This window comes from Tenacibaculum holothuriorum (assembly GCF_002120225.1).
Classification (GTDB): Bacteria; Bacteroidota; Bacteroidia; order Flavobacteriales; family Flavobacteriaceae; genus Polaribacter; species Polaribacter holothuriorum.
Window position 1 is genome coordinate 406,450 of the sequence record NZ_LAPZ01000001.1, and the last position, 19,259, is coordinate 425,708.

Here is a 19,259-nt window from a genome sequence, read left to right on the forward strand (position 1 = left end):
CAACTCAAACTAACTATTTAAAATGAAAAAACTTGTGGTTCTTACTGGTGCGGGAATTAGTGCCGAAAGCGGTATAAAAACTTTTAGAGATGCTGATGGGTTATGGGAAGGACATGATATTTATGAAGTTGCTTCTCCTCAAGGTTTTGAAGCGAATCCGGAATTAGTTCTTGATTTTTATAACCAACGAAGAAGACAATTACTTACTGTAAAGCCAAATAAAGCTCATTTTAATTTAGTTGAATTGGAAAAACATTTTCAAGTTGAAATCATTACTCAAAATGTTGATGACTTACACGAACGTGCTGGAAGTAACAACGTAACACATTTGCATGGTGAGTTATTAAAAGCTAGAAGCACCAACAATATTAATGATACTTTTGATTGGAAAAAAGATATTGTACTTGGAGATGTAGCTGAAGATGGAGCACAAATTCGCCCTCATATAGTTTGGTTTGGAGAAGATGTCCCAATGATTGAGACTGCCATAGAAATTGTAGAAAAAGCCGATATTCTTGTTGTTATTGGTACTTCAATGCAAGTTTATCCTGCTGCTAGTTTGGTAAACTATATACAGCCAAACATTCCAATATACTTTATAGACCCTAAGCCAAGTGTAACTAAAAATGCCTTCAATAACTTAACCATTATTGAAGACATTGCTAGTACTGGAACCGACAAACTTATTGAGTTATTAATCGATTAAAATATTCGTATAATTCTCCTTTTGAAATATTACTCCCCTTCTCTATTAAATCGAATATTTCGGTATTTCTTTCTTGAATATATTTTTTCGAACCACTTAAATATTCAACAGCATTGTCTTTTGGATTCTTCAATAACCATTCGTATCCTTCTTGCTCTTGAACATTAATATCTTTATTAATTTCAATTACAATACGATGCATTTTATCTTCTTCACATTTGAATAAGTTTACTACTTTTTCAGAGAAATGTTCTAAATATTCTGTTCTTGTTAAAACGTCATCCCACACAACATCACTAAACACATTCATTTCATCCTGAGCTACGTGTGGCTTTTCTTTCTTCAATGCTTCCCATTCTTTTTTATCGATACTTTGAGAAGCTAAAAAGCGTGCAAATTCTTCGTGCAAACTTTCGAATTGTTCTTTTGTAAGCTGTCTATATTTCATAAAAAAACCGCCTCTTTTTAGGCGGTTCAAATATCTGAATTTCTAAATGAATTCAAAAATTCATATAAAATTATCTAGATACATTTCCTGATATTGCTTTACCTGCATAATTATTATCAACTGTAAAGGCTGTACTTACTGCTTGGTTATTTAATGCTTGTACAAATGGTTTTAATCCGAAAGGAGCTTGAGCGTCATTCGTTGTTGGTTCTATACTAATAACAACCGTAGCACTCGTCAAATCTATAGGGAAGGTTACATTCGGATATCTATTATTTGGATCCACAATATAATCTTCTCCAGGAAATGGTGGCACCCCATTTGGTCCTTTAAACTCATTGTTATTTGCAGCTCCGAAGAAACTAACATCAGCTGCATTCGGGTCTGAAAATCTTCCTGTAGAAACTGGAACTTTATTTCCATCTTTCCCATCTACAACTACCCAACCTTCATAAATCCAACCATCTGCTAAAGTTGGTAAGTTTGTAAATCCTCCAGAAGTTGGTGGTAATGCATTAATAAACCAAATTCCGTTTGCATCACCACCAACTGTTCCTACTGATGGAGCTTTTAAAAATGCTTGAGCAGTAGCTGTTTCTAAATTAGTAGCTCCTTTATATAATGCATCATCGGTAGAAGGAGCTGCATTATTTCCTGTAAAAGCACCTTTTGAGAAAATCCAACCACTAGGGATTGCTAAATCTGCTCCTGTTTCGTTCGTAGACTCAATTGTCAATACATACATTGTAGCTGCTGATACTTTTGCAATATCTAAAGCACTACTTGTATGGTTTGCTCCTTCTGTATGTGAAAATCTTCCTGTAGAAATTTTCTCATTACCAACAATTAACCAACCTTCATATACATAATTGGATCCTAAATCAGGTAAATTTTGAAAAGACTGAGTAACCGTTTTTGTAGTTGGTAAATTATCATTATCGTCACTACAAGCTGTAAAAATTAACGTACTAATTACAGCTAAACTTAAAATTATTTTTTTCATTGTTTTTGTATTTTAGATTTTACAAAAACAAAGATATTTTGGATGTTTTTTTTAAAATGTCAGCTAGCTTACACTTAGGCAATTTTTTTGAGCAGTCTAATTTCTTTTCTGTTAAAATCAATTATTTGATCTTGTTTTAACTCATTCATAATTGCATTTAAAGTAGGGCGAGAAGTTCCAATTAATGTAGCTATATCCTTTTGAGTGTATGGATGTTTTATTACATTATCTCCTGTTTCATCACATTCATAACCATAATCTTCACATAGTTCATTAAAAAACTCTAATAATCGTGTTCTAGTATCTTTAAATAGTAGTAATTGTAAACGACGTTCTAATTTTTTAATTCTTAAACCTATGAATTTATATATTTTGAAACTTACTGAAACATTGTCTCTCATTAAAGAATACATAGTATCTTTTGAAACAGGACATATTATAGTAGAATTATCAATAGACTGGGCAAATTCACTTCTTTTTTCTATTCCTAAAATTGCCTTTTCCCCGAACAATTCTCCTTTAGTTAAAATGGCTTTTATCATTTCTTCTCCTTCTTCTGTATAATAGCCTATTTTAACTTTTCCTTTGTCTATCAAATAAATTTTATTGGCTGCATCTTGTTCAAAATAAATGTAATCGCTCTTTTTGTAGGAATTTAGCACGTGGTTTTTCTTGTACTCAGGATATTTATGAGGACAAAGTAGTTTGTAAAGGTTAATATCTTCTAAAAACCAAAGTGCAGACATAGTTTACTTTTACTTTAGAGTCGAAAAGTAAGCTACTTCCTTACAGTGTTTAAATACTAATTTTCTTTACAATATTTTCAATCATTTGTACTCCAAGGTTTAATTGTTCTATAGATACAAACTCATTTGCTCTATGTGCCTGTTCTATTGAACCTGGTCCGCAAATAATGCTCTCAAATCCAGCTTCAGCAAATTGTCCTGCTTCAGTTGCGTAGGCTACATAACTAGGTTTATTATTTCCAGTTACTTCGGAAATAAGATCTACGACAGAAGCTTTTTCATCGGTTTGTAATCCAGGAACTGGTGGGTGTAATAAAGTATTTTCTATTTTAAAATCTGGAAATAGTTTTCTTTTTTCTTCTTGTAATTCATCGCAATAATCCTGATATTCATTTACAATATCCATAATACTGTCTTCTGGAATTGAGCGAACATCCCATTGAAAAGTAGTTTTTCCTGCAACTACATTGGTTGCTATTCCTCCATTTATTTGTCCTACATGCATAGTGGAATATGGTGGTAAAAAGGATTCATTTCTACTTTGTTCCGACAACTCCTTCATTTTATTTTCTAGCCAAAGTATCAATCGAGTACTTTCATGAATTGCACTTACCTCCTTTTCTATTCTACTGCTATGCCCTTGACTTCCGTTTACCTCTGTTTCTACATATAATATCCCTTTTTGCCCCACTATAGGTTGCATCATTGACGGTTCTCCAATAATTGCATATTTTGGTTTTTCTGTATAATATGATTTGATATGTTCAGCCAATTCAGGAGCCCTTAAACACCCTATTTCTTCATCATAGGAAATGGCAAAATAGATGGGTATTGATAAATTAGCTTCGACCATTTGTGGTAATACAGATAAGAAACAAGCCAAATAGCCTTTCATATCACAAGCACCTCTTCCAAATAACTTTCCGTTTTTTTCTACCAACTCAAACGGATTGGTATCCCATGGTTGTCCTTTCACAGGAACTACATCTGTGTGTCCTGATAAAATAATTCCTCCATCTACTGCTGGACCTATTCTACAATGTAAGGAAGCTTGTGTTTTTTCTTCATTATACACATATACTGTTTCTACACCATATTGCTTAATATAATTATTGATCCAATCAACTAGATGTAAATTATTTTCTTTACTCAATACATCAAAACTCACAAGTTTTGCTAAAATCTCTTTGGCTGTCATTCTAATAATTTATTAAAGTAGCAATCGTTAAAACAGTCCATGAAAGTACTAATATTATAAGAACTAATGGTAAAATAAATTTAAACCATTTGTTCAAAGGTACTCTACACATACTCAACATGGCTATAAGCCCACCTAAAGTTGGGTTTACCAAATTGGTGACTCCATCTCCTATCTGAAATGCTAAAATAGTTGTTTGTCGGGTCAATCCTAATACTTCTCCTAAAGGAATCATTACGGGTAATGTCGCCAAAGCTTGACCACTACCAGAAGGAATGAATAAATTGATTACTCCTTGTGAAATAGACATCCCTACTGCTGCAAAATACTGCGGTAAACCTTGTAAAACATTTGCCATTTCAAAAGATATAGTATCGCTAATATTGCTCATATCCATCAATACTTTAATAGAAGTAGCAAAGCCTACCATAAATGCTCCTGGAGCAGCTTTTGCTACTGATTCTAGTACTGTTTCACTAAATACTGTTGGATTCATCCTTGATACCGAACCACAAGCTAAGGCTATCATTAAAAAAATTGCAGAAAGCTCAGTAAAGTACCAACTATGTGTAAACACTCCCCATAGTATAACTCCTAATCCTATGATAAAAATAGCCAATACCATATAGTTTTCTTTAGTTATGGTATATTCTGAAATCTCTTTAGACAACTTAATACCTTTTTCATCCAATCCTTTTCCTAAGGATTTTTCTGGATCATTCGATATTCTTTTTAGATATCGAATATTGTACAATGCCAACATACACAAAGCTAACAAACACAAAAATGTTCGTAATCCTGCACCTGAAAACAAAGGTAATTCTGCTATTTTATGACCAATTCCAACAGTATAAGGGTTTATGGGAGACAGACCAAAACCTACAGTAATTGCAGCAACTGATATTCCTGCGGCTAAAATTAAATCACCACCAATTGCAATACTCAATACTGCTGCCAATGGTACCATCGCAATATTATGTTCATACCCCACAAAGACGCCTAAAAAACCATAAAAGAAAGTGATTAAAAACACAATGAGATATCTCTTTTCGTTTCCTAGTTTTTTCACCAAAGTTCCTGCTGCATTTTCTATGGCTTGTGTCTTTTCCATAATTCCAAACATAATTCCACCTGTCAATACAATGAAAATAATATTTACAGCCGTTTTAAAACCCAAAGGAATTGCTTTAAATATCTCAAAAAAGCTTACCGGAGTACTTTGAATTACTGCATACGAATTGGGGATTACTCTATTTCTTCCTTCTACCAAAACTCTTTCAAATTTCCCTGCGGGAATTACATGTGTTAATGCAGCTATAAGAAGTATTATTACAAATAATAAAGTTAAGGCATGTGGTATTTTTATTTTATTCATAGTTTACACAAGCTTAGCGGATTTGGACAATTCTTTTTATAAAAATCTAAATCATGGATATTACAAACTCCTGGATAGTCTCCTTTATAATTTTCTATATCTATGATAATTTGAAAATGTAAATGTGGAGCATAATCACCATTTTCATTAGAAGTTCCTAACTTAGCAATCGCCTCTCCTCTACGAACCTTTTTCCCTTTTTTTAAACTTTCTATAGATTTAGCTGATAAATGCCCATATAATGAATAAAACTCTTTGCCTTCAATTAAATGCTTTAAAATAAGCGTTGGGCCATAATCTCCATAATTCTGATTGTTTCCAATACTATGTACTTCGCCTTCTAATACAGCTAAAACATTCGTACCTGCATCACACCAAAAGTCAACACCCAAGTGAATGTTTCTATCGTTCCCTTCAAAATAATCACTTCTACTATAAATATCTCTCTTTTCAAGATAACCTCCAAAGGCTACTTTTTTATTATTCCTTTTTAAATAGGAATCAATATAAACTTCCCATTCTTTGGAAGAAGAAATATCAAAATTTAAATCTGGATTGTCTGATGAAATTGAAATTGGAATATACTCTAATAAGCCTATTGAATTGTCTATAACCTTTAAAGGCTTCGTAGAAATTGAGTGTAAGAATTGTTCCATGAATTTCAAAAATAAAAAAGTGCAGTTAAAAACTGCACTTTATCTATAAAATATTTGATTTTAAGAATATTAAGCGTTTTGTTTCTTTATTAAATTCAACGCAGAACCTTCTTTAAACCATTCTATCTGTCCTTCATTATAAGTATGATTTGCAACAATGATGTCCTTAGATCCATCGGCATGTACTGCTTCAATCGTTAAAGGCTTTCCTGGTGTAAACTCATGTAAGTCTAAAAAGTTGAAGGTATCGTCTTCTTGAATTAAATCGTAATCCGATTCATTAGCAAAGGTTAAACCTAACATTCCTTGTTTTTTTAGATTGGTTTCGTGAATACGCGCAAAAGATTTTACTAAAACTGCTGCTACTCCAAGGTGACGTGGTTCCATCGCTGCATGTTCACGAGAAGATCCTTCTCCATAATTATGATCTCCTACCACAATTGTTTTAATTCCTGCTGCTTTATAAGCGCGAGCAGTCTTTGGAACAGCATCGTATTCTCCTGTCAATTGACTCTTTACAAAATTGGTTTTCATATTGAATGCATTGACAGCTCCAATTAGCATATTGTTAGAAATATTATCTAAATGCCCACGATAACGCAGCCAAGGTCCTGCCATAGAAATATGGTCTGTGGTACATTTTCCAAAGGCTTTAATCAACAACTTCGCTCCCTTTATCGTATCTCCCAAGGGTACAAAAGGAGTTAGCAATTCTAATCGTTCCGAATTAGGATCTACCACTACGTCTATTCCACTTCCATCGGCTACAGGCTCTAAATAACCATTATCGTCTACTTCAAATCCTTTTGGTGGCAATTCCCATCCTGTCGGTTCGTCTAACATCACTTCTTCTCCATTTTCGTTGATCAACGTATCTGTTAATGGATTAAAATCTAAACGACCAGCAATGGCAATCGCTGCGGTTAATTCTGGTGAAGCTACAAAGGCATGGGTATTCGGATTACCATCAGCACGTTTTGCAAAGTTTCTATTGAAAGAATGTACAATAGAGTTTTTAGGTGCATTTTTAGGATCTTCATAACGTCCCCACTGACCTATACAAGGTCCACATGCATTGGTAAAAATGGTCGCATCTAACTTTTCAAATACTTCTAAAATACCATCTCTTTCGGCTGTATAACGTACTTGTTCAGATCCGGGGTTAATTCCAAATTCGGCTTTGGTCTTTAACCCTTTGTCCAAAGCTTGCTGTGCTACGGAAGAAGCTCTTGACAAATCTTCGTACGATGAATTGGTACAAGAACCAATCAATCCCCATTCTACTTGTAAAGGCCATTCATTTGTTTTGGCTTTTTCCGTCATATCTTTACCTACAGCAGTCGATAAATCTGGTGTAAAAGGACCGTTTAATAAAGGTCCTAATTCCGATAAATTGATCTCAATAACTTGATCGAAATATTGCTCTGGATTTGCATACACTTCTGCATCTCCTGTTAAGTGTTCTTTAATTGTATTTGCTGCGTCAGCTACATCATTTCTATCCGTTGCACGTAAGTAACGTTCCATAGAATCGTCGTAACCAAAAGTAGAGGTAGTTGCTCCTATTTCTGCTCCCATATTACAAATGGTTCCTTTTCCAGTACAAGACATTCCAGTAGCACCAGGTCCAAAATACTCTACAATAGCACCCGTTCCTCCCTTTACAGTTAAAATTTCAGCTACTTTTAAAATCACGTCTTTAGGAGCTGTCCACCCAGATAATTTTCCAGTTAATTTTACCCCTATTAATTTAGGAAACTTTAATTCCCAAGGCATTCCTGCCATCACATCTACCGCATCTGCTCCTCCAACACCTATAGCTACCATTCCTAATCCTCCTGCATTTACGGTGTGAGAATCGGTACCAATCATCATTCCTCCAGGAAATGCATAGTTTTCTAATACTACCTGATGAATAATTCCTGCGCCAGGTTTCCAAAATCCAATTCCGTATTTATTAGAAACCGATTCTAAAAAGTTGAATACTTCATTAGAGTTATTTAATGCTGCTTGTAAATCTTTATCTGCTCCTAATTTGGCTTGAATTAAGTGATCGCAATGTACTGTGGTTGGTACTGCTACTTTTTTCTTTCCTGCTTGCATAAATTGCAGCAATGCCATTTGTGCAGTTGCATCTTGACAAGCAATACGATCAGGAGCAAAATCTACATAGTCCTTTCCTCTTTGGAACGCAGTTTCAGGAGTTCCATCCCAAAGATGTGCGTATAAAATCTTTTCAGCTAGTGTAAGTGGTTTTCCTGTAAGTTTTTTGGCTGCATTTACTCGCTCTTCAAACTTACTATAAACCGCTTTAATCATTTCAATATCAAATGCCATGTGTCTGTTTAGTTTTTGTTACCCTCTAAAGTTAGCAAAAAAAGGTGTAACCTGTTTTACTCAGCTATAATTAATACAAATACTAGTATCTGGTTTATTGATTGAAATTCTTTTAAAACAAAAAAAGTCCGAGCTATTAACTCGGACTTCTATTTATCTTAAAAGCATTATAATTATTACATTACTAATTGCTTCTGAGAAGGCTTAAACTTTGTTAATTCAATTCCTTCAACAGCAGCTTGATACTCTTCTATAGTTGGAGTTCTTCCTAAAATTGAAGATAATACCACTACTGGTGTTGATGATAATAAAGATTCTCCTTTTTTCTCATTGGTATCTCTTACCACACGACCTTGGAATAAACGTGTAGAAGTAGCCATTACGGTATCTCCTGGCTCTGCTTTTTCTTGATTCCCCATACATAAGTTACAACCCGGACGCTCTAAATACAATACGTTTTCATATTTTGTACGTGCTGCTGCTTTTGGCGCGTCATCATCAAATACAAAACCTGAATACTTCGCTAACACATCCCAATCTCCTTCGGCTTTTAATTCATCTACAATATTATAAGTTGGAGGTGCTACTACTAATGGAGCGTTGAATACTACTTCTCCTTGTTGTGCTTCGATATTCTTTAGCATTTGCGCTAAAATCTTCATATCTCCTTTGTGAATCATACAAGATCCTACAAAACCTAAATCTACTTTTTTAGTTCCTCCGTAGAATGATAATGGTTGAATATTATCGTGCGTATAACGCTTTGAAACGTCCTCATTATTTACATCAGGATCAGCAATCATTGGCTCTACAATCTTATCTAAATCGATTACTACTTCTGCATGGTATTTTGCATCAGCATCTGGTCTTAAAGCAGATCTTGAACCTGATTGAAGCTCAGCAATACGATTGTTCGCTTTATCTACTAACCCTTGTAATACTTGCTTCTCATTATCCATTCCTTTGTCGATCATAATTTGAATACGATCTCTTGAAATTTCTAATGATTCGATTAATGTTTCGTCCTCTGAAATACAAATAGAAGCTTTTGCTTTCATTTCAGCTGTCCAATCTGTAAATGTAAACGCTTGATCTGAAGTTAATGTACCAATGTGTACTTCAATAATTCTTCCTTGGAATACGTTTTCACCATCAAACTGCTCTAACATTTGCTGTTGCGTCGCATGTACCACATCACGGAAATCCATATAAGGAACCATGTTTCCTTTAAAGGTTACTTTAACTGACTGAGGAATTGGCATTGTAGCTTCTCCAGTAGCTAAGGCTAAAGCTACAGTACCAGAATCAGCACCAAAAGCAACTCCTTTTGCCATACGTGTATGTGAATCTCCACCGATAATTACATCCCAATCATCAACTGCTAAATCATTTAATACTTTATGAATAACATCTGTCATTGGATGGTATTTTCCTTTAGGATCACGACCTGTAATTAAACCAAAGTCATTCATAAACTTCATTAATCTTGGAATGTTCGCTTTTGACTTATCATCCCAAACTGAAGCGGTGTGACATCCTGATTGGTAACCAGCATCTACGATTGGAGAAATAACAGTTGCTGCCATCATTTCTAACTCCTGAGAAGTCATTAAACCTGTAGTATCTTGAGACCCTACAATGTTTACTTCTACACGTGTATTTGATCCAGCATGTAAAGTAACTCCAGGTGTATTTCCTACCGCATTTCTATTGAAGATCTTTTCTACTGCTGTTAAACCTTGTCCTTCTATTGAAATTTCTTTAGATGGAGCATATACTTGAGGAACATCCATTCCTAACGCTTTACAAGCAAACGTTTGTAATTTCTTACCAAATACTACTGCATAAGAACCTCCTGCTTTGATAAACTCCATTTTTTGAGGAGTTAATGCTGTAGAAATATCCTTTAACTCTTGAGTTCCGTTATATAATTTTTTCTCTTTTGTATTAATTTTTAGAACTGTACCCGTTTTAACAGAGTATACTTCTTTTAAGATTGGATCTCCATCTTCATCTACAATTGTATTTCCGTTCTCATCTTTCTGCTTTACCCAATTCTTTAAATCGATTCCAATACCTCCTGTTACTCCTACCGTAGTTAAGAAGATTGGTGCGATACCATTCGTTCCAGCAATTACTGGAGCAATGTTGATGAATGGTACATATGGGCTTGAAGGAATTCCTGTCCATAAAGCCACATTATTTACTCCTGACATTCTTGAAGAACCTACTCCCATGGTTCCTTTCTCAGCAATTAACATTACACGCTTGTTTGGGTGTTGCTTTTGTAATGCTAATAATTCGTTTTGCATGTCTTTATTATGCTCAAACATAGATTGTCCGTGTAATTCACGATCAGATCTTGAATGTGCATCAGCTCCTGGCGATAATAAATCTGTAGAAATATCACCAACTCCAGCTACATACGTTACTACTTCAATCTCTTCTTCAATCTCTGGTAACTTTGTAAAGAATTCAGCTTTTGCATAGCTTTCAATAATATCTTTTGCAATTGCGCTTCCAGCTTTCATAGCTTCTTCTAAACGCTCTGTATCTGCTTCATATAAGAACACTTGCGTCTTTAATACTTTTGCTGCTTCATTTGCAATAGCTTTATCGTTTCCTAAAGCTAGGTCTAACAACACTTCGATTGAAGGTCCTCCCTTCATATGAGATAATTGTTCGAAGGCAAATGTTGGAGTGATTTCTTCAACAACAGATTCTCCTAAAATAATTTCTTTTAAAAACTTAGCTTTTACACCTGCAGCACTAGTAGTACCAGGTAAAACATTATAGATAAAAAAATTAAGAGACTCTTTTCTGTGCTCGTTATTTACATCTTTTATCTGAGAAATAATACTGTTTAATAATTCGCTACCATCAATTGGTTTTGGATGAAGTCCTTGACCTTTTCTAACTTCTATCTCTTTTAAATAATCGTTATAAATGCTCATCTATATGTTATGTTAATTTTTGCAGAGCAAAAGTACAATTTTTCATCAAAAATTAAAAAATAACCAGCTTTATGCTGATATTATTAAATAAATTTTAAAATAACACCTCATTAAAAGTAATTCAATAATAACAGTCTTGTTTTAGATTTAAATTTTACGAATATGATAATTATACTTTTCGTTTTTTAGGCATAAAAACACGATAAATATTTGGAATAAATATAAATAAGAAAAAAGCAGACCAGTAAGCCGGATTCTGTTCTTCAATAAATTGAAGTCTTATCATTTATCTAGAATTGAAATTACTTTCAATTTCAATCTGCCTACCCCTTAGAATCGTGCGAGCACACTCAAGCTCTAATATACGTGGCATTGCACCGTATAGAGTTTACCTGATTTCACTACAGCATTACCTGTACATACTTTCTGTTGCACTTGTCCTCGGTTTTCACCGGACGGATGTTATCCGCTATACTACTCTATGGTGTCCGGACTTTCCTACTTAAATCTAGTTTAAGTCGATAAGAAAGGTCTGCTTATGTTGTATAATTTCTGATTCATAAAAAAACCCACTCAAAAATTGAGTGGGAAAATTGCTATGAAAAAGAAAAAGTATCTAGAACGTCTTCTAGATGGTACAAATATAAAAACTTTTTTTCAGTTTTTACAAAAAAAAATAAAAAACTTGGATTTTTTACAAAATAAAAAACCCACTTAAAAAATTAAGTGGGAAAATTGCTATGAAAAAGAAAAAGTGCCTAGACTAAGATGTCTAGACACTACAAATATAGTATTTTTTTTTCTCTTACGAAAACATATCTTTAACTTTATCAAAGAAAGATTTATCTGACTTCTGCGGATTAGGGCTGAAATTTTCATCAGCCTGCATCTCTTCAAAGAATTTTCGCTGCTCTTTTGTTAATTCTTGAGGTGTCCAAACATTAATGTGAATTAAGAAATCTCCGTTACCATAATGTTCGATACTTGGTAAACCTTTTCCTTTTAATCGTAAGATTTTACCAGATTGTGTACCCCCGTCAATTTTAATTTTAACCTTTCCTGTTACTGTTTCAATCTCTTTACTTGTTCCTAAAACAGCTTCCGAAAAATTAATATATAAATCGTAGTGAACATTGGTTCCTTCTCTTTTTAATTTATCATGTGGAATTTCTTCAATAAGGACTAATAAATCTCCTGAAATTGAATTTTTACCAGGAGCTTCATTTCCTTTTCCGGCTACTTTTAACTGAACACCTTCGGTAACTCCAGCTGGAATTTGAATAGAAACTGTTTCTTCTTTAGAAACCATTCCTTGAGCATCTGCTCCGTTAGGTTTAGAATCAATTATTTCTCCAGCTCCATGACAAGCGCTACAAGTTGTAGCAGTTTGCATTCTACCTAAAATAGTATTGGTAACACGCATTTGCTGCCCTGAACCGTTACACGTTGTACAGGTTTTATAACTAACTCCTTCTGCTTGAACTTTACGACGAACTTTTACCTTTTTCTCTACTCCTTTGGCTATTTCTTCTAAAGTAAGTTTTACACGAATACGCATGTTACTTCCTTTAACTCTAGCTTGACGCTGACCTCCGCCACCGAAACCACCAAAGCCTCCACCGAAAGCTCCACCAAAGATATCTCCAAACTGACTAAAAATATCATCCATGTTCATACCCCCACCGCCGAAGCCACCATGACCGCCTTCAAATGCAGCATGACCATACTGATCATAACGAGCTTTTTTATTCTCATCACTTAAAACTTCGTAAGCTTCTGCAGCTAATTTGAATTTTTCTTCAGCTTCTGCATTATCAGGATTTTTATCAGGATGGTACTTAATAGCCATCTTACGATATGCTTTCTTTATTTCTGCTTGTGTTGCAGATTTAGAAATTCCTAATATTTCGTAATAATCTTGTTTTGCCATTTTATTTCAATTGACAATTAACAATTAACAATGTACAATTGATAACTGGTAATTGGTAATTATTAATTGTTTATGCTTGCGCCACCACTACTTTTGGATGACGAATAATTTTATCTCCTAACTTATATCCTTTCTCTACACAGTCGATTATTTTTCCTTTTAAATCGTCAGACGGAGCAGGAATTTGTGTAATTGCTTGGTGTACTTCTGCATCGAAAACATCACCTTGCTTTACTTCAATTTCTTTTAACCCTTTTTGCTCAAGAGCTTTTACCATTTTTTGATAAATTAATAACACTCCTTTACGTAATTCTTCTGCTTCTTTATCTTCTTCAATATGTGTCAAAGCACGTTCAAAGTCGTCTAAAATTGGCAGTAAAACTGTCATTACTTCTTGTCCTGCCGTTTTAAAAAGCTCCATACGTTCTTTAGTGGTGCGCTTTTTATAATTTTCAAATTCTGCAAATAAACGTAAATACTTATCTTTTTCTACCTGAATTAACTCTTCAGTTGTTGGCTCTTCTTTTTTATCTTCAGTAGCTTCAACCTCTTTATTTTCTTGAGTTTCTTCATTATTTTCATCTAAATTCTGCTTGTCTAAAGCATCTTTTAGTTCATCTTCTTTTGTATATTGATCTTTACTCATTGTAAATCGTTTCTTTAATTTCTTTAGCATTCTTTTATCAATAATATTGCCAATGCAATAATCGTGTCAACATGACACTCTTGTTTTTAAGTTTTTGCAAACATAATTTTTTTATATTGTAATTCTAATTTAATCTCTTATGAAATCACCCTTACAAAATTCCTTATTGTTTTTATTTGTTTTAATAGTGTTGTCTTGCAAACAAAATCCTGCTGATTCTGATGAACATAAAGCTGTGGTTATAGAGCATGAAAAGATGATAAAAATACATGACGAGATGGAGAAATCTCATGCTCATATGGATCATGACCATTCTTATATGATGAAAGCTCACAAAGATGTAGAAAACGACTCACTACATTTAAAAATGGAAAAAGCACATAAAGCTATTTTAAAATCTCATGATACTTTAGTTAAGAAGCATAATACATTAATAAAAAAACATAAAGCTCTTGAAGAAAAACATATGACGGGCAAAATTTCTTTAGAACAAATGATGAAAGATCATAAAGAAATTCAAGAAGAACAAAAACAAATGATTGAGGATCATAAAAAAATAGTACGAGAACACAATACTATTAAAAAAGAAGATCATAAAATGATTTCTGAAGAAAAATCAAAAGAGCATCATGATTATTAAAATTTATCGAACTAGATAATTACAAAAAAGGGTGACTTATTAAAGTCACCCTTTTTTGTTTTAATCTTCAATTCTTTCAATCTTAGCTCCGATGGATTTTAAACGAGCTTCGATATTTTCGTATCCTCTATCTATCTGTTCTATATTATTAATTATTGAGGTTCCTTTAGCAGAAAGCGCCGCAATTAATAATGAAATACCTGCTCTAATATCTGGCGAAGTCATCTTAGTTGCTTTTAATTGGCTTTCAAAATTATGACCAATTACTGTTGCTCTATGCGGATCACATAAGATTACCTTAGCTCCCATATCGATTAATTTATCGACAAAGAATAAGCGGCTTTCAAACATTTTCTGGTGAATTAACACCGTACCTTTTGCTTGTGTAGCTACTACTAATACAATACTTAATAAATCTGGTGTAAATCCAGGCCAAGGAGCATCGGCAACTGTTAATACAGATCCGTCAATATAATTTTGAATTTCGTAAGAATCTTGTTCTGGAATAAAAATATCATCACCTTTTTTCTCTAACTTAATTCCTAATTTTCTAAATACATTTGGAATTTGTCCTAAGTCTTTCCAGCTAACATCTTTAATAGTTAATGCAGAACGCGTCATAGCTGCCATACCAACCCATGATCCTATTTCAATCATATCTGGTAAAATTCGGTGCTCGCAACCTCCTAAGCTTTCAACTCCTTCAATAGTTAATAAATTAGAACCAACTCCAGAGATTTTTGCTCCCATAGAATTCAACATTTTAGATAATTGTTGAATATAAGGTTCACAAGCTGCATTATAAATTGTTGTTGTTCCTTTTGCTAAAACCGCAGCCATAATAATATTTGCTGTACCAGTTACTGAGGCTTCATCTAGTAACATATCGGTTCCTACTAAACCTGTTTCGGTTTCTACTCCGTAAAAGTATTCTTCTTTATTATAACGGAACTTTGCTCCCAAATTAATAAACCCTTCGAAGTGTGTATCTAAACGACGACGGCCTATTTTATCTCCTCCTGGACGTGGAATATATCCTTTACCAAAACGAGCTAATAACGGACCAACAATCATAATTGAACCTCTTAAAGAACTTCCGTCTCTTTTAAACTCAGCACTTTCAAGATATTTTAAATTGATTTCATCTGCTTGAAAACTATATGAATTTGGTGCTAATTTTTCAATTTTAACTCCTAATTCTCCTAATATAAATATCAGTTTATTTACATCAATAATATCAGGAATATTGTTAATTATTACTTTTTCTGGAGTTAATAAAACTGCACAAATAACTTGTAAAGCTTCATTTTTTGCTCCTTGTGGTGTAATAGTACCGTTTAATTTATGTCCTCCTTCTATTTTAAATGATGCCATTTATTTTTTTCTGTATTTATTGTTATGCTTATTGTTTTTGTTTTTACTGTTTTTGTGTTGTCCTTGAGAACTTCTTTTACGCAGTAAATCTTTGCTTTCTGTTAAAGCTTCTTCTGTATTTCTGATATCTAATTTCCCATCAGATAATTCGTATAAATGATCAAAAATCACAGTATCTTCAACAGTATCTTTATTCCAGTTTAAGTAGCATTTTTTCATGTGATTTGCTATTGTAAACACTAATGCTTCTTTCATATCTCCATCATCCCAAGTTAAAGCAACATCTATCATCGTTTGAATATTTGTTCCGTAAAAACGATATTTTGATGCAGATTTAGGATAATCCATTTTCTCTGGCTTCTCTGTTAATTCTTCTTTAGATGGCGTTTCGTAAGGTGATTCTACATCTAGTTTAAAATCTGCCATGATATGTAACTGATCCCACAATTTGTGCTTAAAATCTGGTACATCACGTAAGTGAGGTTGCAAATTACCCATCACTTGAATAATAGCTTTTGCCATGGTATTTCGTTCTTCTTTGCTTTCTAATGAAATACAATGATTTACGAGTTTTTGTATATGTCTACCATACTCTGGAATTATCAAAGTAGGTCTTTCTGAATTGTATTCTAAATCAAATGTCATTGTCGTATGATAAGTATTTTTTGAGCGCAATTTTGAAGTAATTCATAGATAGAAATTACGCCCAAATCAATATGATTTTACTAAACTGCAAATTAAGTATTTATTTTTACTTGCACGCTACAATTAAACTAAATATTTAACCAATAACTTTAAGTTTAGCAAATTGTAATAATAACTTCTTTTTTCCTACAGTACCAAACTCAATTTCAGCTTTTTTATTAGGTCCTTTCCCTTCTAAAGCTAACACTTTACCTGTTCCGAAACGATTATGCTCTACCAAATTGCCTACTGTAATTTCACTGTCGAATAAATTGGTTTTAGAACTTGCTTCTGAAACTTTTTTCAACCTGCTTTTCGATGGAATTAAAGTTGATTTATCTTTCTTATCCATGAATTCTTTTCGCTTCTTTTGAATTGGTTTTTGAAAGCGAATATTCTTAGGAGAATCGTCAAATAAGCTAGCATCGATAAACCTATTTACAGAAGGTTCTGGAGTTTTAGGTGTTAAGTATTCTAAAAACTGATCGTCTATTTCTTCTAAAAATCTACTTGGTTCACCATCGGTTAATTTACCCCAACGATAACGTGTTTGCGCATAGGTTAAATAAGCCACACTTTCGGCTCTGGTTAACGCTACATAAAATAAACGACGTTCTTCTTCTAACTCACTACGTGTGTTCATACTCATTGCTGATGGAAATAAATTTTCTTCTAAACCAACAATATACACGTAAGGGTATTCTAATCCTTTTGAAAGGTGAATCGTCATTAACGAAACTCTTTGTTCATCATCACCTTTTTCAGAATCAAAATCGGTAGCTAAAGCAACATCTTCTAAAAATGCGGTTAATGAAGCATCTAAACCTTCTTCAATTTTATCGGTAATAAAGTCTTTAATTCCGTTTAATAATTCCTGAACATTTTCAACTTTATTTACTCCTTCTGGAGTTCCGTCTTTCTGTAAATCTTTTACTAATTGTGTTTGTTTTACGACTAAATCGGCTACTTCAAAAGCATTTTTTGTTTGCGCTTCAATTTGAAAACGCTGAATCATACGAACAAAATTCTCTAACTTGGTTTTTGTTCCTGAGTTTATCTTGATATCTATTTTGTCAAGATTCAACAGTATTTCAAAAATTGATTTTTTATAATGATTGGCAGCAATTACAACCTTATCTAATGTTGTTGCTCCAATTCCTCTTGCTGGATAATTGATGATTCGTTTTAAAGCTTCCTCATCACTTGGGTTGATTAAAATTCGTAAATACGATAATAAATCTTTTATTTCTTTACGCTGATAGAATGATATTCCACCGTAAATTTTATACTTAATATCCTTTTTACGCAACGCATCTTCAATAGCTCTCGACTGTGCATTGGTACGATATAAAATTGCAAACTTATCACTCGTTAATTGATGATTCATTTGGTTTTCCCAAATAGATTGCGCTACGAAACGTCCTTCTTCTCCTTCAGAAATCGTACGCATCACTTTTACTTGCTCTCCAGCATCATTTGCTGTCCAAATTTCCTTATCTAATTTGGTTTTGTTTTTATCAATTACGCTATTTGCTGCACGAACTATATTACTACTCGAACGATAATTTTGTTCTAATTTAAAGGTTTTTACATCTGGATAATCCTTCTGGAAATTCAATATATTTTGAATGTTCGCCCCACGGAAACCATAAATACTTTGAGAATCGTCTCCTACTACACAAATATTTTGAAAACGATCTGCCAATGCACGTACAATTAAATATTGCGAGTGGTTGGTATCTTGGTACTCATCTACCATGATATATCGAAAACGATCTTGATATTTTGCTAACACATCAGGAAAACGGGCTAACAATTCATTAGTACGTAATAATAAATCGTCAAAATCCATTGCTCCTGCCTTAAAACATCTATCTACGTACTCTTTGTAAATATCACCTGTTTTAGGTCTGCTTGCCTCTAAATCGGCTTGTTGTAAATCTGAATTATTAAAATAAGCTCTAACGGTAATTAAGCTATTTTTAAAAGAGGATATTCTACTTAATATTTGCTTTGGCTTATAACGATCTTTATCCAACTGCATTTCTTTGATAATAGCCGTTATCAAACGCACAGAATCTTGTGTATCGTAAATGGTAAAGTTAGATGGATAGCCTAATCTATCTGCTTCAGAACGTAAAATACGTGCAAAAATAGAGTGAAATGTTCCCATCCATAAGTTTTTCGCTTCACTATAGCCAACTACAGAAGCAATACGCTCTTTCATTTCGCGTGCTGCTTTGTTGGTAAATGTTAACGATAATATGTTAAAAGCATCAACTCCTTCTTGCATTAAATGTGCAATTCTGTAGGTTAATACCCTTGTCTTTCCCGATCCTGCTCCTGCAATGATTATCATTGGGCCTTCTTTTTGCAAAACTGCAGCCCTTTGTGGTTCGTTAAGTTGCTCTAAATAAGTATTCAATGAAAAATATATTGAAGAATTTACAAAATGGAAAATTACGGATTCTTTTAAGTTAAATAAATACTCTACCAAACATTTTATCCACATTTTATTTTAGTAACGAAAATCTTATTCTTAATTTCGTTTTCACAGTATAA

Annotated in this window: 15 protein-coding genes and 1 other RNA gene; 2 read left to right on the forward strand and 14 right to left on the reverse strand. The window is 33.4% G+C overall.

The window, feature by feature from the left end; genetic code table 11:
* Positions 1-22 precede the first annotated feature (22 nt).
* Entirely contained in the window at positions 23-706 is a 684-nt protein-coding gene (locus WH52_RS01995; RefSeq protein ID WP_086029241.1) for an SIR2 family NAD-dependent protein deacylase, read from the forward strand.
* On the opposite strand, the gene WH52_RS02000 is transcribed toward WH52_RS01995, so the two are convergent.
* The 11 genes from WH52_RS02000 to WH52_RS02050 all read right to left on the reverse strand — a co-directional run bounded on the left by WH52_RS02000 (position 684) and on the right by WH52_RS02050 (position 13,999).
* Entirely contained in the window at positions 684-1,154 is a 471-nt protein-coding gene (locus tag WH52_RS02000) for a DUF6495 family protein (RefSeq protein ID WP_086029242.1), read from the reverse strand. The genes WH52_RS01995 and WH52_RS02000 overlap by 23 nt on opposite strands.
* Before the next feature lie 70 nt (positions 1,155-1,224).
* Positions 1,225-2,157, reverse strand: coding sequence for a hypothetical protein (locus WH52_RS02005; protein ID WP_086029243.1), 933 nt, complete (start codon positions 2,155-2,157; stop codon positions 1,225-1,227).
* Between the two features lie 74 nt (positions 2,158-2,231).
* Positions 2,232-2,903, reverse strand: a complete 672-nt coding sequence (locus tag WH52_RS02010; protein WP_086029244.1) for a Crp/Fnr family transcriptional regulator — start codon at positions 2,901-2,903, stop codon at positions 2,232-2,234.
* Between the two features lie 49 nt (positions 2,904-2,952).
* Positions 2,953-4,101 carry an acetylornithine deacetylase gene (gene argE / locus WH52_RS02015; RefSeq protein WP_086029245.1) on the reverse strand — a complete coding sequence of 383 codons (1,149 nt, stop codon included), beginning with the start codon at positions 4,099-4,101 and terminating at the stop codon, positions 2,953-2,955.
* Between the two features lies 1 nt (position 4,102).
* Complete coding sequence (locus tag WH52_RS02020) at positions 4,103-5,476, reverse strand: YfcC family protein (protein WP_086029246.1); 1,374 nt, start codon at positions 5,474-5,476, stop codon at positions 4,103-4,105.
* Positions 5,473-6,132: a peptidoglycan DD-metalloendopeptidase family protein gene (locus tag WH52_RS02025; protein ID WP_086029247.1), complete on the reverse strand. Its 660-nt coding sequence runs from the start codon at positions 6,130-6,132 to the stop codon at positions 5,473-5,475. Before WH52_RS02025 ends, WH52_RS02020 begins: the two co-directional genes overlap by 4 nt.
* 69 nt (positions 6,133-6,201) lie before the next feature.
* The gene (locus tag WH52_RS02030) at positions 6,202-8,469 is read right to left on the reverse strand and encodes an aconitate hydratase (RefSeq protein ID WP_086029248.1); all 2,268 of its coding nucleotides are present in this window, start codon (positions 8,467-8,469) and stop codon (positions 6,202-6,204) included.
* 176 nt (positions 8,470-8,645) lie between these two features.
* Positions 8,646-11,423, reverse strand: coding sequence for a bifunctional aconitate hydratase 2/2-methylisocitrate dehydratase (locus WH52_RS02035; protein WP_086029249.1), 2,778 nt, complete (start codon positions 11,421-11,423; stop codon positions 8,646-8,648).
* Between the two features lie 229 nt (positions 11,424-11,652).
* Positions 11,653-11,962, reverse strand: an RNA gene (gene rnpB / locus WH52_RS02040) — RNase P RNA component class A.
* Positions 11,963-12,228: 266 nt separating this feature from the next.
* Positions 12,229-13,353 carry a molecular chaperone DnaJ gene (gene dnaJ / locus WH52_RS02045; RefSeq protein ID WP_086029250.1) on the reverse strand — a complete coding sequence of 375 codons (1,125 nt, stop codon included), beginning with the start codon at positions 13,351-13,353 and terminating at the stop codon, positions 12,229-12,231.
* Between the two features lie 70 nt (positions 13,354-13,423).
* Complete coding sequence (locus WH52_RS02050; protein ID WP_086029251.1) at positions 13,424-13,999, reverse strand: nucleotide exchange factor GrpE; 576 nt, start codon at positions 13,997-13,999, stop codon at positions 13,424-13,426.
* Between the two features lie 139 nt (positions 14,000-14,138).
* Here WH52_RS02050 and WH52_RS02055 point away from each other — a divergent pair, with 139 nt between their 5' ends.
* On the forward strand, positions 14,139-14,639 hold the full coding sequence (locus WH52_RS02055; protein ID WP_086029252.1) for a hypothetical protein: 501 nt from the start codon (positions 14,139-14,141) through the stop codon (positions 14,637-14,639).
* 60 nt (positions 14,640-14,699) lie between these two features.
* Here the strand turns inward: WH52_RS02055 and murA are convergent, their stop codons facing one another.
* From murA to WH52_RS02070, 3 genes are all read right to left on the reverse strand, one after another.
* The gene (gene murA, locus WH52_RS02060) at positions 14,700-16,013 is read right to left on the reverse strand and encodes a UDP-N-acetylglucosamine 1-carboxyvinyltransferase (protein WP_086029253.1); all 1,314 of its coding nucleotides are present in this window, start codon (positions 16,011-16,013) and stop codon (positions 14,700-14,702) included.
* Positions 16,014-16,658 (reverse strand): DUF4290 domain-containing protein, encoded by a 645-nt coding sequence (locus WH52_RS02065; RefSeq protein ID WP_086029254.1) that lies wholly within the window; start codon positions 16,656-16,658, stop codon positions 16,014-16,016.
* A 136-nt stretch (positions 16,659-16,794) separates the two neighbouring features.
* Positions 16,795-19,122, reverse strand: a complete 2,328-nt coding sequence (locus WH52_RS02070) for an ATP-dependent helicase (RefSeq protein ID WP_086029403.1) — start codon at positions 19,120-19,122, stop codon at positions 16,795-16,797.
* Between the last annotated feature and the right edge of the window lie 137 nt (positions 19,123-19,259).

Coding starts and splice junctions, on each gene's coding strand:
- WH52_RS01995 (WP_086029241.1), top strand. CDS start 23: ATGAAAAAACTTGTGGTTCTTACTGGTGCGGGAATTAGTGCCGAAAGC.
- WH52_RS02000 (WP_086029242.1), bottom strand. CDS start 1,154: ATGAAATATAGACAGCTTACAAAAGAACAATTCGAAAGTTTGCACGAA.
- WH52_RS02005 (WP_086029243.1), bottom strand. CDS start 2,157: ATGAAAAAAATAATTTTAAGTTTAGCTGTAATTAGTACGTTAATTTTT.
- WH52_RS02010 (WP_086029244.1), bottom strand. CDS start 2,903: ATGTCTGCACTTTGGTTTTTAGAAGATATTAACCTTTACAAACTACTT.
- argE (WP_086029245.1), bottom strand. CDS start 4,101: ATGACAGCCAAAGAGATTTTAGCAAAACTTGTGAGTTTTGATGTATTG.
- WH52_RS02020 (WP_086029246.1), bottom strand. CDS start 5,476: ATGAATAAAATAAAAATACCACATGCCTTAACTTTATTATTTGTAATA.
- WH52_RS02025 (WP_086029247.1), bottom strand. CDS start 6,132: ATGGAACAATTCTTACACTCAATTTCTACGAAGCCTTTAAAGGTTATA.
- WH52_RS02030 (WP_086029248.1), bottom strand. CDS start 8,469: ATGGCATTTGATATTGAAATGATTAAAGCGGTTTATAGTAAGTTTGAA.
- WH52_RS02035 (WP_086029249.1), bottom strand. CDS start 11,423: ATGAGCATTTATAACGATTATTTAAAAGAGATAGAAGTTAGAAAAGGT.
- dnaJ (WP_086029250.1), bottom strand. CDS start 13,353: ATGGCAAAACAAGATTATTACGAAATATTAGGAATTTCTAAATCTGCA.
- WH52_RS02050 (WP_086029251.1), bottom strand. CDS start 13,999: ATGAGTAAAGATCAATATACAAAAGAAGATGAACTAAAAGATGCTTTA.
- WH52_RS02055 (WP_086029252.1), top strand. CDS start 14,139: ATGAAATCACCCTTACAAAATTCCTTATTGTTTTTATTTGTTTTAATA.
- murA (WP_086029253.1), bottom strand. CDS start 16,013: ATGGCATCATTTAAAATAGAAGGAGGACATAAATTAAACGGTACTATT.
- WH52_RS02065 (WP_086029254.1), bottom strand. CDS start 16,658: ATGACATTTGATTTAGAATACAATTCAGAAAGACCTACTTTGATAATT.